Consider the following 16592-nt stretch of genomic DNA (forward strand, 5'->3'; position numbering starts at 1 on the left):
TATGCAACAAGTTACTAAATTAATCGGTGTCTGTATATGCTAATATCCAAATTGTTCTTGTTTCCATACAAACTATCAAATACGTATAATCTATAATAAAATCTATAAACCACGTATTCCACGCAGTGCTAGAGGTGTAATACCTAACATAATCATAACTGTATTTTTCATAAAACAACTGCGAGCAAAATAACCGTGCTTTTTCTTTAATTTGCTTAGGTTCTTTTTTGTATTGAGAGCCGTATGCGCCTCCATGAAATAGTAACGCAGCAAGTTCTCCATCAATTACAAAACCATCTTTAGTATCAAAATTTGGTTCTTTATCAATTTTAAAAGCCCTTTTTTCAGAATTATTTTCATTATTAAAGGTTTTAAGAACTTTATCAGAAAGTAAAAAATTATTATAAAAGTCAATTTCGTCTAATCTTCCGCGAGAGCAAAACCAATCAAATATTTCATTTTCATGAAACTTAAATCCCTTAAAATAAACATCGCCGCCAACGTTATCTTTTACTAAGTTTATAAACTCAAATTCTTCGTCAATAACATCAAAAACCAACTCTTGCCACATTTTCTGTATTTGGCTTTCATTAGGCAAATTTATTGTCCAGTTAACTGTAATTGGTTTCATTTTAAATAAGTAAGATATTTACTTAAAACAATAATAGCTATAATCTAACAAATTTATATAGCTAAACTTGGTAAAGTATAGTTTGTTGTTTTCTACAAATGGATTTATTTCTTCTATTAGAACCTCACACCTATTAAATAGGCTTTGTTTAGCTAAAGTATTTCCGTCTAAATTTTGTAGTTCTATGTAGGCTAATTTATGACCGTTTTGACTAGAAAAACCAAAGTGACTAAAGTTGTTTTGTACATAAATAACCACCTGTAAGTCTTTACCTTTTATTATTTCTGTTTTGTAATATGTATAATTTGGTTTTAGAAGAAACCAAATTACTACAACCGTAATTGAAATTGAAAGTAATATATGTATAGTTTTTGATTTCATTTTAACATTATGACTTTCTGTTTTATCCAGGCAATAAAAATCGTTTTAATTCCTTACTATGCATTCTAATAATCTCCTTTTCAATATACTTTAGAAGCTCAGGGCATTCCCTATCAAAATCTTCAGAAACTACTTTTTTTAATTGGTTGTTAAATTTAACCGTAACCGTTAAGTGGCTATTGCAAGTTGTGTTGCTAGCGTAGAAGTTTTTAAGTTTAAAAAAATCATCATTAAGAATCTTTTTCACAAAATTATTTCTGGTCTGTACGCTAATGATTTTTTTAGAAATTTGATTGTAATTACTGTTATCTACTCCTATATTTTCTTTAGATGGATAAAAAGTGATTAAAGTGTCTTTAAGTACAAACTTATCATAATGAAAAGCGCCACGTTCTACTGTAATTTCTATGCTTGATGAATCTATTTTAGATTTTTGCTCTAACGCTGCATCAATATTACCATTGCTTTGGGCAGTATTTTTTTTGCTAGATAAGTTACAAGCAAAAAAGCAAAATGGTAGTATGTAAAAAAGTAATTTAAACGATTTCATTTTTAACAGTTTATGCAATTTTTTAAGTGTGTTATTTTTTTATCCAGCCAACAGCGTAGGATCCATTCTGTTTAATAAAAACCAAAAGCCAATTTTTTTCTTGGTTTACAACTATTGCAGACTCATTTTCTACAATTCCTATTCTATTTCCAGTTTTTTCTTCAGCTGTACAAGGATCTTTTTTTGTAACATCATCTACTACTGGTGTACTTCTTAAAATTCCGGATACTGTTTTAGCATATAATTTGTTTGATGCTGTAATAGTTGTTTTGTCATGAAATGATATTGTACTTTCCTTAATAGCAGATGTATTGTTAATAGTTACTTTAATTAAGTTAGAATAATACTCACAACAGCAACTGGGATTGTAACTATTTATTTCTGTACCATTTGTAGTACTTGTTATTGATAGTATTTTACCAGGAGCATCATATACTAACTGAAATCCTTTTTTACTATTTAAAAATATTGCTGTTTGATGATATGGTTGACACGTTCCTGAAAATATAAGGTCTTTTAAGCCATCATTATTTAGGTCTTGTACGTGCCAATTGTTTTCTGTGTCATTAGTGTTGCAATAATATGTTGGTATTGGTATTTTAGAAATACCTGTAGAGTCTACCTTAAAATTAGCAGTAGTTTTTAATAAGCCAATTCTAGTTTTAATGTCACTAAAATCTTGACTAAATAAACTTAGAGACGTTAATAAAAATACAATTCTAATTACACATTTCATAAAACTAAAATTATTAAAAGTAGTTAATAGGTAGTAGTACTTTGGTTTAATTGATGATAGTTTTATAAGTCTATCTCATACAACTTTGGAAACTTAGGGTAATAAGATAGCCATTGTATTGTAATTGTTCTTCCTTCAAAGGATTTATAAATTCCTATTACAGTTAAATCTTTACCATTTATTGTTTTTTCTTCTATACTGTAGGCTAACTGTTCTTTGTCTTCTATTATTTTTATAATCAATTCATTTTTAGAATTGACTATATAATTTTCAACCTCAAGATAAAGCTTATCTAAATAATCTTGCGTGTAGTTATTTGTATAAGTGTATTTTATTTCTTTTTTATAAGCCTCTCTAAAGTCAGCAATTTTACCATTTTTAATTTTTTTAGTAGTAACAATAAAATCAGCTAGTTGTTTTCTGTCACCGTCACCAGCAATATAAACAACACCAGTTTCCCATTCAATTTCAATACTATCTCCTTTTAAATAGCTGCGACCTTCTTCGGTATTAATAAAGCCGTAGAAAGATTTTCCTTTTGAGGCTCCTATAACAGGGTAATCAAAATTGTCGTTATAATGAAGAAAATTAAACGTATCCTTTTGTTTTGGCAGGGATAAAAAACCACTAAAAACATAGCCGGTAAGCTCTTTGTTACTGTCAGACTTACCGGTTACTTTGTACCATTGTCCTTTTATTTTTTTTCCGTCGTCAGTTACTTCAAAAAATAGGTCTGTTTTATGTAATACCGCTACTTTTTCGGCATAATTAAATTTTCCTATTTTTTTAGCGTCCAAACTAGAATTTTCCCTAACGTTTAAGCCACTCTTGGCAGTAACAAACAAATTGTTTTGAGCACAAAGAGGTATAATTTGAATAAAAATTATAAAGGTTAATGCAAATTTTTTCATATTTATTCCTCTATTACTTCTCCTTTGTAGTTGTATTTTACTTTACCGTAATTAAAACTATAAATTCTTTTTTTGTTTTCGTCTTCTTTTAAAAAGTCTAAATCATCTTCTTTAGTATCTACTAATACTTTTCCATTTGTGTCAATAAATTTATATGTATTATTAAATTCTACTACAGTAATACCGTCTTCAAAGTCTTTAGCATCAGCATACTTAAAAGGAATTACTAACTTTCCCTTGTTATTTATAAACCCTATTTTAGAGTTGGTGTTACTAACCATAATTCTGTCATCAGCTAAGTTATTATATATTTTATGTATGCCAGGTAGTAGGGTGGCGTTAGCATTTTCATCTAATAGGTAGTATTTGTTGTCATAAGTAATTCCAAATAACAAATTGCCAACTTCTTTAATTTGCCAGTATAAATTAGACCCTATTGGTTTGTTATTTTGAGTAACAAGCGTATAATTATCACTTTCTTGTTCTGGTAGTATACCAATAAGGCCGTTACTAAAAGCCTCTACACTGTAAACTAAAAGTGTATCTAATTTTTCTTCAGCTTTATTTAAGTGATAAAAGTGATTGTAATCTTCATAAAAATTACCTCCTATATTTTCTAAACCTCCAACCCCTTGTATTGTTATTTTTGGTTCTCCATTACTGTCTATAAATACAATTGCATTCTCTGTTTGCATAGCAACTAGTGCATCATTTTCTTTAATTGGTTGGTAGTTGTATGCTGTAAATGTTGTTTCCTCGGTTTTTGTATCTTTTTTAAAAAATAACTTTACGCTTTTTACAGTACCATAGTAGTAATATTGCTTATGAAAAATACCATCATTATCGTTAAAAAAATCTATACTAGATAGGTTGTCTTTTAAATACTCTTGTAATTCTGCAGTATCTTTAAAATCATCATCATTTAATTTTTTTTGTAGTTTTTTAAAGTACCCTAACATTTCTGTAAGTATATCTTCTTGTTCGTCAGGAGCTACACCGTTGTTAGAGTATCCGCTGCGGTCTAAGACTTTACCTTCTTCATTATGGCCTTGTACTTTTATAGGAGAAGCAATAGTATCACTCAATGTAAAATAAATATAATTGCCTTCTGCTTTTACAAAGTTAATTTCTCCGCCTTTATATTGCACTGTTGGGTTGTCTGATGAAATTTCAACTACATCATAATCTTTAATATAATCTACTTTAAATGTAATATCTATGCTGTCTATAGCTTTGGCTTTTCCCCATTTTTCAGTAAAATGAAAATCTAACCCATAATCTTCAATACTATCTGTGCGAACCTCGCCATCATGGTAGTATATTTTTTTAGGTATGAATGTTTGTGTAACACCTTGGCCAAGCTTTATAGGGTTTTTATTATCATTATTAGTACCTACAAATTGCAAATCACTTTTATAATCGCTATACGTTTGTGAAAACGTCACATTTTTAAACTGATTAAGAGCTTTGTGTACCCCTGTAGTATCTACTTTAAAAGGTTCTTCATACTTTTCGTCTTCTTTGTCAATTGTTTTAATATCATTAGAAAAAGAGCCACTAAATAATTTAGCCATAGACTCAAATTGTTTAATATTTGAGTTTACTTCTTCTTTAATTTCATCTAAGGGTTTATTGTCTAAAGCAGATATAAACTCATTTAACTCGGTATTGTTTTTTGGTTGAGTTTTGTTACAACTAACAATAGCTAAAAGTGCCGTAATTATATATAGTATTTTTTTCATTATCGTATTATTTTTAGCTCGTTAGTACCTTTAGGTTGGTATAAAAAATGATTAAAGGCATCATCGTAATTTTTGCCGGTTAAAATGATCATATCAGATTTGTCTTTAGCGTAAGTATAAATTAATTTACCACCAGCATTAAATTCAATATCAAAATCCTTTGCTAACGTGTACTTATACGTATTTAGTAACATAGTTAAGTAGGCTTCCCACTTGGTACGTGCGGTTTCAAAATTAGTATCAAAATCTAGCTGTTGTATTTCAAAATCTTTTTGATAAAACAAGTCGTTAATAGCTTGCTCATCATTTGCTAAAATGGCATTTCCTAATTTGGTGTATAATGCAATTACTTTTTCTTTTAAATCCTTGCTGTTTCTTAAATCTGTACCATTTGTCCAAGCTTCTGGGTAGTATGGTAATGTGGAGTTAAAGTCTATTTTAAGGTTTACTGGAATATTATTTCTAATACTTGTTTTTTCTATACTTTTAACAACTTCATTTGTACTGTTATCTATAATTTGTATTGAAAAACTAGGATCTTCATAATATGTATTTGGTTCTTTTTTTATGGTTTTATCTTCTGTTTTAGCAGTTAATTTTATTGAAGAATTTGGACCAGTAATGTAGTTGTTTAAATTAAAAGTATCTGAGTCTGTATCTGTGGCAATACTAACATCATTTATACTAATATCAAAAACACTGTTGTACGACTTAATATTTAGTACGTATTTAGGCGCTGTGTTAAAAACCTTAACCTTACTGTGTATTTTTGCTAACGGTATGGTGTATACAGGGTTGTAAGTAATAGTTAACTTGCCATAATCTTTATTACCAAAAGCAGCTAAATGTTTGCCATTTACAAAATTAACTTCTAGTTTTTTAGTTTCAATTTCATCTTTCCATTCAAATTCAACATCATCACTATAGCTGTTAGTTTGGTTTGTTAACCCTTTTTCGGCTTCCAAAACTTCAAGTATTTTCTTTCCAGAAAAATTAACAGTGTCAGTAGTAAGTAAAGTGTAACTGTTTGTGATTAAGGCACTTTTTATAGGAACATCTGCGTAGTGCATCCCTTTTAAGGTAAGGTCTATAAAGCTAGATGTGCTATCTATATTTTCTTCTTTGTTTTCTAATATCATTTTAGCAATTAACGCCTTTGTTTGTGAGCTAGATTTAACTTCTGCAAAGTCATATCTAGGAGTAGCAACACTATCACAAGAAACAAGTGTTGTATAAATTGATAAAACTAGAACTGTTATTATGTTTTTCATTACGTGTAATTTTTTAATGGAATAATGTTACTACCAGTTCATCAAATTCTGTAAATAAGCCATCTTCGGTATTAACTCTTAGCATTAGGCTTTTGTTATCTGTTTTCCACTCGTAATAAGCAGAACTACTACTTTGGTTAGTATTAGGATTACCATACAATTCTGTTAGTTTAGTTTTAAGTTTATTGAAATTAGATATTTCATCAAAAAAATGCATAGTTATTCTTTTGCCTCCATAGCTCGCATTTATTTTTACTTTATCTACAAAAACTCCATAAAAACGTAAAAAACGTTCATCACTAAATTTAATTTCACCATATTCTTCAGTAAACGGTAAGCCTTTAAAATGAGCTTTTATATCAGTCTCTAAAGTAATATCCTCTATATTCTTTACAAGTCCTTTATAGTCTACTTGTGCGTGTCCAAATAGGCTAACAAGCAGCAGAAGTACGGTTAGTTTTTTCATAATTATATCTGTTAATTTTTTTCTTTTGTAAGCTAATTTTAATCAGTGTTATTTTTAAGAGAAAAAGCCTGAAGACTTTTTTACTCAGCTACTTTTGGTAAAAATGATAAGTCTACTACATACTTTTTAGGATTATCGCGGTCTATTAAAACATTTATTTTTTCTGTTTTAATAAAGTCTGTAGGGTCAAACCAAATATTATCACTAGTAAAAATATGAAGTTCAGATGTTTTAGGGTTTAACCATTGTGATACCACAACAAAAGGGTTTTTACCATTAACAGCAATAGAAGTATTTAGAGTTACATTCTGAAAGTCTGACTCTACTTTAGTACCGTGTAGTTTTAGGTGGTTGTGCATTTTCTTTTTCTTAATGCCAGATATTATAATACCAAAACCAATTAATGCAAAAACTAAACCCATACCGCCAAGTATAGTGCTTAAACCCCAAAGAGAGAAAAATCCTTTTATTTTAGCTTTGTTGGGGGCATCTGGACTGTAAATTACATCTACTTTTTCATTAACACTGTAACTAGGAGGGTTGCTGCTTACAGTAGACGTAAACTGAAACTGTTCTCCATTTTTATCTGTAAATTCTACTACAGGTTTGTATGTTATAGAATTGTCTGAAGAACTACTAGAACTAGACTCTAGCATTTGTATTACTATGCCTTGTGTTTCTGTAGCATTTTGTAAAAAACTGTTGGTACTTTGGAACGCAAAAAATGCTCCTACAAGCATACCAATACCTATTATTGTAAATACATACTTAACAATGTTTATTGCTTTCATTTTTTGTGGTTTAGTTATTTATTACTGTTTAGTTGCAGCAAGTGTTATTGCAACAACAAATTACTGCTAACTAAAGCAAACTTAGTACTTAATATGAGTGCTTTACTATGTAAATATATATTCGTGTGGGTTTAGTATATATTTGATAAAGTGGAAAGTATTGTCAGCTGGCTGTGAAGCTTTTAGTGTGCAACACAAGTCTTAGTTCTGTATTTTTTAATTGTATTTAACAGTGCTAATATATGTCCAGATGATAAATAAAAATTGTAATGGAACTCTAAACCATAAATAACTAATACCATTTCCATCAAATGTTCCTTTTTGATAGTTTACCTTGTTTAAAGAAGCGTAAATATTAGCAGGCAACATTAACAAAAGAAAAATAATTAATATCCATCCAGAAATATATTTATATCGGGGAATAAGAAGGCTTATGGCCAGTATAACTTCAAATACTCCTGTTAAATAAACAAATGTTTCTTTATAGGGAATATATTTGGGTATCATTAAAGACATTCCTTTGGTAAATGCAAAATGCCCAAGAGCAGTAAATAGTAACATTACAGACATTGCTATGTTAGCTGATAATGCAAAATCATATTTATTATATATAATTTTTATAACCAACAAAATTATTGTAAAACTAGATAAAAGTACAATTAAAGGTTTCATATTTTTTGCATTTTCTTCAAACACAAAGATCAGAAAAGAGCTAATAAAAATACTGAACTTAAGTTAAGTAATACGTTTTCTTATTCTACATTTAAAATCATCGTAAAATAAACTCATTAAGAACACAATTGCTGGAAAAAATAAAGTATTAAGTTTAAACTCCATTTTAGAGTACAAAAAGCCGCCAAATATACCACCTAAAAAGAAAAAGGAAATAATATAAATATGTAGTTTAATAGTTTCTTTTATTCTGATGCGGATATGATTTAGAAAAAAACAATTGAGACAATTCAATTCCTAAATCGGTGAATAAGCCTGTAAGGTGAGTAGTTCTTACAACAGCGTTAGAAATTTTAGTTACAAATGAGTTTTGAAGTCCCATTGCAAAAAACAAACCCTCTTGTATTTGGGTAAATTATGTGTTACAAAGTTTGCTTAAATCTATTAATTAAGTACTCTATGTTCCCTTTCCATTTAGGGGTAAAGTAGTTCATATTTCAAATAATCAAATTTAATTGTATTTTAAAAATCAAGATTTAAAAATGTTTTCGTACCTGTTATTATTTCATCGATAAAATCATATGTAGTATCGTCATCAAATACTCCATAGCCCTAAGCTGCCATATTCTGTTTTTAGTGTAGTTAAATTTTTTACAATGTATAAAAAAATATGTTCTCTATTGTTTTAATCCCACCACAAAAAAAGTTGTTTTTCATCTCTAATTATTCTTTCAAGTTCACTTAATTCCCCAACTCCTTGGTCTACAGAATCCGGACAAAAATCATAAACTTCTGCAGCAAAGGCAGCAGCATCATTAATGTTATTATTAAAAGTTAAAGCAACCCAATCATAATCGGCTCCTAATATTTCAATGCCATAATTCTTGTCCCAAACCTTAAGTTTTTCTACAACATCATTGTTATCTATGTCAAAGTTAATTCCATCTGTTTTCTGAACTCTAAGAATATCAAATTTGTCTGTAGATTTAATTACAGATACAGTTGAAGGACTTTGATATCCGCTTTCTGATAAAAACAGTTGATACCCTTTGCTTTTTAATATTGCTTTATTTTCTAGTATAATTTGGTACGCTCTATTTTCTGATATTTTAAATGAAATTCCGTTTAACTGTTCAATTCCAGTTTTGCTTTCTGTTCCATTTTTGTTTATAACATAACCAGGTTCAGATATTTCAAACCGAAAAAAATCTTCAGTAGTTGCTTTTTTCAAATCAATAAAAACCTCTTTGTTAAACCCTATATTTTTAAACAATAATAGCTCAGGTTCAGAAAAAACTGTTGAATTTTGTTTGCAACCAATCAAGGAGAATACGAGTAATGCGTATATAAATTGTTTCATAATTTTATAAATACTGCTTTGTAATGGTATAAAAGTGGTAAGGCCCTATAAATTAAAGCTATTATTGATGCTTTTGTTTTTGCAATTAGCAATTACTAAAAGTAACATAATATACGCTATTTTAATTTGTACTTGGGTTAAAATTAATACACAAATTAAATGTTTTTAGTATCTCTAATCTTATCAATCCAATTTATTATGTGTTCTGGCGGTATGTCATAACCAAGAGCTTTTTTTCCGCTCCAATTTATGCCTACTAGTTGTTTATGAGATTTTAATATTTTTAACCAGTAATTGTAAAACGTATTTAAATCTAGCTCTACGGGCTCAAAACCTTCATAAGCCTTAACTGTTTTAATAATTATTTCTGCTCTAGATTTGCTAGACCAAAATGGCATAGCTCTAATACCGTCTCTGTTTTTTGGCGCAGGAAAACCTCCGCTATCTTTTATAGTCCATACTTTTTTAGATGACTCAACATCTCTATAAAATATTGCGGCTTGTGAAGCAGATTGTGACATATTTAATTTTTTAGGGTGCTTTAAGGAGAAACGGAATGAAACTTTAACGATTAATGACTATTATGTGGCCGAAAATCAGTTCTTATTTTTCTATCCACCATTCAATTCCATTTTTAAATTCATTTTTAACAAAATCATAAGCAACAAAGAACCCAGATTGTAGTGATGGATGCTCACTTTGCAGGAGTTCCCTTTCCTGGTTTTTCATTCTCCAGTGTGCATCAAGTCTTTTTAGTTTTTTGAGTTCTAAAATTGGTTTGTAATTTTTGTCTCTTATTGATGCACAGGACATATCAAGTTCAATTAATTCATTTAAGTTTGTAAAAGGTTCAAGACTATGTAGTATTAAATTTTTTGGAGCAAATGTGTCCCCGCCAAGCTCCAAGGATTTTAACCATTTCATTTTTCCAATTAATTCATAATTAGCAACTTTAAAAGACGCGAGAATTGAAAGACTCTCTAATGATTTTAATTCAATTAATGGTGAAACATCTTCTAGTCTTGAAAAATTACTTAGATACAAGGCTTTCAGTTTCGTTAGTTTTTTAATTGATCCGATGTCTGTAACGGTAGAAGACCAAATGTTTAAAACTTCTAAATTCTTCATTTTGCATATAACATCAAAGTAGTCTTGGTCTACTTTATGTCTAAGGTTTAGTCTTTTTATATGGCTAAGTTGCGGTAGTTTTTCTTTCCATTGTTCATCAATTTCCTTTCTTCTTTTTAAAGAAGTGCCTGAAGGAAAATCCATAGCCAAAGTGGAGATAAAAATGTTGTTTGTTTCCAAGACTCTATCTCCGCACTCCTTAAAAGTTTGCTCTTCATCCAATTCCGCTATGGTGGGGTAATAGGTGTCAGCTATCTGGTCTTTTCCAACAATTAGTGCCTTCATTTAAAGTTTTCTGTAATTGAGTTCAACGTTGATGTATATGATTAGTTGCGTGTTTTAGCAACTAATTTAGTAAACAAAAACGAACGAGAGAAAATTCCGAAGGAATTTCCCAAATAAGCACTTGCCAAAGCAATTAATTATACAGGTTGTTACCCAACGTTTTTATTTCCTATTATTATTTCAACTGCTTTTACAGCTTCTTTTTGATATTTAGATTTATTATTCAAAATTTCGTTCAATTCCGTTTCAGATTTTGTTTTAAATTTTTCCACAAACTTTTCCGTTAGACTTTTTTCTTTTTGCTTTTCCAATTCTTGTTTTAAAGTTAAAGCTTCTTTAGAATCAGATTTGTTAATGTATTGAAACATTCTAAATCTATATTTTGTATTCTCCACAATTGGTTCGTCGTGCAGAAAGTCCACAATTAAGTTTGAAATATAATATCTGTCTCCATTATTAAATTCTAAATCCCAGTATGCAAGGTCAGAGTTTATCATTTTCCAACGCATTGCGTTGTCAATCCGATTTTTGTAATAAATTCCTAAATGATAAATTGAAGATTTTATTTCCGTTATTTCATATTGTTTTGATACTCCGTTTTTGACAATTTCGATGCTGTTGTTTTCTGTATCAATCTTAATTTTCGTATTCTTATTTTCTTTGTAATAGTTAAAATAAATAATGAAATTCGGTAGATTGTAGATTAAGAAAAACACAGACATTATTTTGACAAACAAAAAGTCCAAAACAAATTGCTCTCCTTTTTTCAGATAATAATAAATAGGTGCTATAATTGTCAAACCAATAACAAAATAAATATTCTCCCTCAAGAGGATTTTTAGAAGTTTGTTGTTATGTTCAAAGGTCTTTTTCAAATGTTGGGTAACGGCTCGGCTAAGGTTAGTGCGGAAGTAAGGAAACCTTTCGTTTCCGTTTGCGCACGAAGCTAAAGCTTATTGTTTAGTTTTATTTTTTCTTGTTCCAAAGCTAAATCCATAAGATTTGGCGACCTCATAAATATACACAGACCTTTCGGTTTTGCCCTAAAGTTCGCATTACGTTTAGGTATTGTTGTAGTGCGTATTTATTCCGTCCGAGTTGCAATAACTTCTCCAGTTTCATTTGGAACGCAATAAAACTTTAAGAACTGTTCACTTACTTCGATGATAGGCAATGTAACGCCTTTTCTACCACGATTGAAAATGGTTATTAAATAAGTTTCATCTAACTTTTCTAAAATCCATTTCGAACCTTCTTTAATTTCCAACTCTTGCAATCTTTTCTTATCCCAGAGTTCTTTATTAAAAGCTATTTTGGTTTTTGATTTTCCTTTTTCCTGAAATTCAAAACTTAAGGACTCTATTTCGTCTTGACTTAACTCCGTTTTAGTAGGTGAAAGTTTGACGAAGTCCTTTTCCATTTGAACACGGTCTGCGTTAAAAGTTCCATTGACATAAAGCCTCAATAAGTTTTTATTGATTAATTTTAAATCTGCATACTTTTCTCCATTTTCAAGAATTAGAGAACTGTCTTTTACAGTTAAATTCAAGTCGGATTTTTCTAATTGCAAATTGGTAAAAACTTTAGCAGTGTCATTCTTAAAATTTAGAATTTGTAGCCCGGTATTTTTTTTGAATTCCTTATATCCAACTTCTTTCAGTATCCATTTTCCGTTCAATTTTTGTCCATAATTTGGGCTAGAAATCATAATTATTAATATTAGTATAAATGTTTTTTTCATATGCACTACAACGTGATTGTGTATGGTTAGTTGCGTGGTTAAGCAACTAATTTAGCAAATAAATCACAGATAGAATATTCCGCAGGAATGTTCGTAAGTCGGCAGTGACCAAGCAATTAATTATACACGGTGTTACCATACGTTTTTATTCCTTTTTTTTATTTCTAGTTAGAATTTTATCTATTTCAGCGTATAGTGATTCAGATTCTTTTTTATTCGTAGGCCAAGTTCCTATTCTCCTCTTTTTTTCTCCACTGAATAAAACTAATGAATTTTTCGTTTTTTCCACATCACTAAATTCAGACAGATTTATTTTTCTATAACCGAATATTTTTTGAACAGATAACAAATTATTTTTCAAAATCAGATAAGGTTTTACTCGTTCTCTATAATTTCGATACAAAGTGAATATTCCAATCATTAACCAACCATATTGAAAGAATGCATTAATAGAGTCAGCTAAAAGAGCAACAATTCCTATTCCGATTTGCAATAATCCGAAAATTAAGTTTTGTTTTAAATATTTATTTGAATGGTCGAAAGTCATTTTCTCAAATGTATGGTAACTATATATAAACTCAATTAATTGCGTTTATTCCGCCAATATGGGTGAGTAAACGCACATTTGGCATTCTAGTTGTTTTATTTTCTTACAATATATTAATTTTTAGGTTCTGAGTAATGTGGTTGGTTTAAATATTTGTATGACGTAAATAATAAAAAAGCGGAATACCTAGAAATAGATATTCCGCTTTTTATTGTTATTAATTTTTAATCTAAAAATAAATAGCCTTTTGCAAGCACTATTTTTTAACAAATAAAGAACGTTTTTTAGAAGTTGTACCTGTAATTTCTATAACATATGTTCCAGGTAAAATTTCAGAAATATTTAATTTTAGCAACGCACTATTATCTTGTTTGTCAATTAATAGTTTTCCTTGTAAATCATAAATTTTAACGGATACTAGTTTTTCATCTTCAGCGCTCACAAAAATAGTTTCGTCTAAAGCAGGATTAGGGTAAAGCTTAAAATTAATACTAGAATCATCAGTAATTTTACTTATTTGGTTACTAGGCGTAACATTACAAATAGGAGCAGTAGCGTCATTACTAAAGTATATCGTAAAATTATTAGTTTTAGATACCATCACAAAATTACCGTTATCTGATGTTACCCAGTAATCACCATCAAAATTAGGAATTAAGCTATTGCTAATAGACATTTCTGGATTTGCATTTTTAAACTGAAAGGTAATTTTTGGTTTTAAATTTATATAATAATCAGGTACACCGTTTTTTGTGTTTATTGAAAATTGATATAACCCATTGTATTGCGAATTCCAATTAATAGTAAATGTTTTTAAATTACTTAAAGATGGTCCGCCAGATCCTAACACAAAAACGTTAGAAAACTTTTTAATGTCAAAATCTTCTAAACCAGTTGAAGAAGGTGTATTAAAGTCACAATTCTCAGACGGACTTTGTTCTGTTATTACAGTTAACGTAAATTGCGTTTCTGTAGAAGCCCCGTCGTTATCAGTTGCAATTGCTTTTAAGGTATAAGTTCCTTCTAATAGACCATTAAGTTCATCTGTATTTGGAGAATCAGAATGTCCCCATTTATATGAAGTAGAATTTATTTGCCTAACTAAATTGTTATCTATATAAAGTTTTACATTATCAATAGTTCCATCTGCATCAGTAGCATTAACTTCAACTTGTAAATTATAACCTTCAACTAAAGTAATATTGTTAACATGAGATAGGAAGCTTATTGTAGGTGCTTGGTTGGTTTCATCTACAGGATTACATGGTTCTATATTCCAATCAGGGCAGAAATTATTTACTAGATTTTCTGTACCATCACTTATTGGAAAATCAACAGAATTAGGGTTTCTAATATTATCCCAAACGTGAGTTTGTTCAGGAGAACCTTGTTTTTTACGAGCAGTTGAAATTTCTGAAGCTCTACTGCCAAGGTTATATGTATTTTCAAATATTGCATTTCTAAAACCTGTATTAAATCCTGTACCTCTATCTAAAAAGTCTACTCCAGTATTTATTACTTCAGAACCATCAACATTAAACGTGTTTCTGTATACAAAACCATAGGCTCCTTTTAAATCAATAAAAGCATCTGAGCTATTTTCTCCTGAAATTCCTTCTGCAGAAAACACGCAATTTCTTATAATAGTGTTCATTGTACCTTCCTTAACATCTACGCCTTCTGCTGTTACATTGGGTCCAACGGTACAGTTTTCAATAGTGTTATTGTTACAAGCTCTTTCATAAGTGTCATGTTGTCCTTTATCTGAGCCTACATATAAACCTTCACCAAAACCAGGTTTAGTTCTACCTGTATTGTATATAGTGCAACCATCTATACTATTATTGCTAGATCCATCACGCAAGTGTATAGCTTCTTCTCCAATATCATAAACAACAAGGTTTTTTAATTTACTACCATTAGAATTGTCAAGAACAATACCTTTAGACCCTGTTTTAAACTCTATATCTTTAATATTCCAATAATCTCCTTCAATACTTAATAGGTAGCCATTGTTATAATCTAATCCTGAGAAAACAGGAGGGTTTGTAGCGCTTTCGCCTCTTAATATAATAGGATTTGTACTGTTTCCGTTAGCACTACCATAAAGGTAAACACTACGGTTAAAGGCACCTTGTATCTTGTCTTGAAAATTGTAGTTTCCAGGGGCAATTATAATTTCATCTCCTGCTTGTGCTGTTTCCATTGCAGCTCTAATACATTCTATAGTACTACATTGTGTTGTTTTAGGTCCTGTAGAGGTCTCTGTATCCCAGTTTTGGATGATGTTTTTTACAATTTCACCAGAGGTTGTAAGTTTATTGCTAATTAAACCAGATACACCTTGTCCTGCTTGAACTACAGACCCTGTTTCAGGAAAAGCTTTGTCACTCAAAGACCAATTAGCGTGACTTATACCTTTTTCTTTCAAAAAGGCCATCCAAGTATTAGTGCTTTCTTGGTCTGGTTCTCCTTGTCCGGTATTTAAAATTGTACCCCATTCTGTAACAAACAAAGCAACATTATTATCTAATGCTGTCTGTGCTACATTTCTTAAGTTATCATGCGGGTTAAATGCTGCATAAAAATGTAAAGTATATGCCACATTAGTATCAGATATTGGGTCTGCTGATGCTACATCAACTTGCTGAGAATAATTGCTAGTACCTACAATTATTAAATTATCTGGGTCTTTAGAACGTATACCAGCAATTACTTGCTCTGCATAATTCTTAATAACAGGCCAACTTTGGTATATAGGCTCGTTATAAATTTCATACATAACATTGGGAGTATCTCCGTATAGGTCTGCCATTCTGGTAAAAAAGTCAACAGCCTCATCTGTGTATAACTCTGCTTCGTGAGTGTGCCAGTCTATTATTACATATATGCCGTTAGCAATAGCTGCATCAATAACTTTTCTAATTTTAGCTTCTTGCTCCTGCGGACTATCAATATAGCCATTTCCGCCATCCCAATTTTCTTTTACGCCCATAGCTATTCTAATAAGAGAGCTATTCCAGTTTTCTGCTAAAAAATCAACAGTTTCTGCATTATAAAAATCGGAGGTGTCTCCAGCATTACTCCAAAAGAGGCTGTTACCAGCTAAGCTTGTAATTTCTCCAGACGCATTAAGAATGCGGTTTCCGTCAACTTGTAAACGGCCATGTTTTTCTACAGGAGATTGAGCTACTGAACTTAGTGAGAGCAGCATTAAAAACAAAGGTAGATACGTAAGCCTTTTAAACATTAGTAGATTTTTTTTCATAATTTTTGTATTTGGGTTAAAGTATAATATTACAAATTTATAAGATTTTAATTGTTAAATTTTTGTTTTTTTTGATTTAACTAGTGTTACTAGAATGTTATAAAGTCCTAAA

General features: G+C 30.0%; 17 protein-coding genes and 1 pseudogene. All 18 read right to left on the reverse strand.

The window, feature by feature from the left end; translation table 11 throughout:
* Positions 1 to 19: 19 nt before the first annotated feature.
* Positions 20 to 631, reverse strand: a complete 612-nt coding sequence (locus JM80_RS05505) for a hypothetical protein (protein WP_144709415.1) — start codon at positions 629 to 631, stop codon at positions 20 to 22.
* A gap of 18 nt (positions 632 to 649) precedes the next feature.
* Positions 650 to 1012: a hypothetical protein gene (locus JM80_RS05510; protein WP_034645870.1), complete on the reverse strand. Its 363-nt coding sequence runs from the start codon at positions 1010 to 1012 to the stop codon at positions 650 to 652.
* A 22-nt stretch (positions 1013 to 1034) separates the two neighbouring features.
* Positions 1035 to 1562 carry a hypothetical protein gene (locus JM80_RS05515; protein ID WP_144709416.1) on the reverse strand — a complete coding sequence of 176 codons (528 nt, stop codon included), beginning with the start codon at positions 1560 to 1562 and terminating at the stop codon, positions 1035 to 1037.
* Positions 1563 to 1593: 31 nt separating this feature from the next.
* Complete coding sequence (locus JM80_RS05520; protein ID WP_144709417.1) at positions 1594 to 2298, reverse strand: hypothetical protein; 705 nt, start codon at positions 2296 to 2298, stop codon at positions 1594 to 1596.
* A gap of 62 nt (positions 2299 to 2360) precedes the next feature.
* Positions 2361 to 3209 carry an SH3 domain-containing protein gene (locus tag JM80_RS05525; protein WP_144709418.1) on the reverse strand — a complete coding sequence of 283 codons (849 nt, stop codon included), beginning with the start codon at positions 3207 to 3209 and terminating at the stop codon, positions 2361 to 2363.
* Positions 3210 to 3211: 2 nt separating this feature from the next.
* The gene (locus tag JM80_RS05530; protein WP_144709419.1) at positions 3212 to 4951 is read right to left on the reverse strand and encodes a WG repeat-containing protein; all 1740 of its coding nucleotides are present in this window, start codon (positions 4949 to 4951) and stop codon (positions 3212 to 3214) included.
* A complete protein-coding gene (locus JM80_RS05535) occupies positions 4951 to 6222 on the reverse strand; it encodes a hypothetical protein (protein ID WP_144709420.1) in 1272 nt (423 codons plus the stop codon). Before JM80_RS05535 ends, JM80_RS05530 begins: the two co-directional genes overlap by 1 nt.
* Positions 6223 to 6235: 13 nt before the next feature.
* Positions 6236 to 6688, reverse strand: a complete 453-nt coding sequence (locus JM80_RS05540) for a hypothetical protein (RefSeq protein ID WP_144709421.1) — start codon at positions 6686 to 6688, stop codon at positions 6236 to 6238.
* A gap of 80 nt (positions 6689 to 6768) precedes the next feature.
* Positions 6769 to 7479, reverse strand: coding sequence for a DUF3592 domain-containing protein (locus JM80_RS05545; protein WP_144709422.1), 711 nt, complete (start codon positions 7477 to 7479; stop codon positions 6769 to 6771).
* A 216-nt stretch (positions 7480 to 7695) separates the two neighbouring features.
* Positions 7696 to 8151: a membrane protein gene (locus JM80_RS05550; RefSeq protein ID WP_013620551.1), complete on the reverse strand. Its 456-nt coding sequence runs from the start codon at positions 8149 to 8151 to the stop codon at positions 7696 to 7698.
* Between the two features lie 273 nt (positions 8152 to 8424).
* Positions 8425 to 8545 (reverse strand): annotated as a pseudogene (locus JM80_RS16660) (DUF1275 family protein); the annotation flags it as partial.
* A gap of 291 nt (positions 8546 to 8836) precedes the next feature.
* The gene (locus JM80_RS05560) at positions 8837 to 9511 is read right to left on the reverse strand and encodes a DUF4253 domain-containing protein (protein WP_144709423.1); all 675 of its coding nucleotides are present in this window, start codon (positions 9509 to 9511) and stop codon (positions 8837 to 8839) included.
* Positions 9512 to 9666: 155 nt separating this feature from the next.
* Positions 9667 to 10032 (reverse strand): DUF2750 domain-containing protein, encoded by a 366-nt coding sequence (locus tag JM80_RS05565; RefSeq protein WP_144709424.1) that lies wholly within the window; start codon positions 10030 to 10032, stop codon positions 9667 to 9669.
* An 82-nt stretch (positions 10033 to 10114) separates the two neighbouring features.
* Entirely contained in the window at positions 10115 to 10924 is an 810-nt protein-coding gene (locus JM80_RS05570) for a leucine-rich repeat domain-containing protein (RefSeq protein ID WP_144709425.1), read from the reverse strand.
* 149 nt (positions 10925 to 11073) lie between these two features.
* Positions 11074 to 11799: a hypothetical protein gene (locus JM80_RS05575; protein ID WP_144709426.1), complete on the reverse strand. Its 726-nt coding sequence runs from the start codon at positions 11797 to 11799 to the stop codon at positions 11074 to 11076.
* Positions 11800 to 12008: 209 nt separating this feature from the next.
* A complete protein-coding gene (locus tag JM80_RS05580; RefSeq protein ID WP_144709427.1) occupies positions 12009 to 12665 on the reverse strand; it encodes a hypothetical protein in 657 nt (218 codons plus the stop codon).
* 145 nt (positions 12666 to 12810) lie between these two features.
* A complete protein-coding gene (locus JM80_RS05585; RefSeq protein WP_144709428.1) occupies positions 12811 to 13212 on the reverse strand; it encodes a hypothetical protein in 402 nt (133 codons plus the stop codon).
* 256 nt (positions 13213 to 13468) lie between these two features.
* Positions 13469 to 16480, reverse strand: coding sequence for a cellulase family glycosylhydrolase (locus tag JM80_RS05590; protein ID WP_144709429.1), 3012 nt, complete (start codon positions 16478 to 16480; stop codon positions 13469 to 13471).
* Positions 16481 to 16592 lie beyond the last annotated feature (112 nt).

The organism is Cellulophaga sp. RHA_52 (assembly GCF_007827205.1).
GTDB lineage: Bacteria > Bacteroidota > Bacteroidia > Flavobacteriales > Flavobacteriaceae > Cellulophaga > Cellulophaga lytica.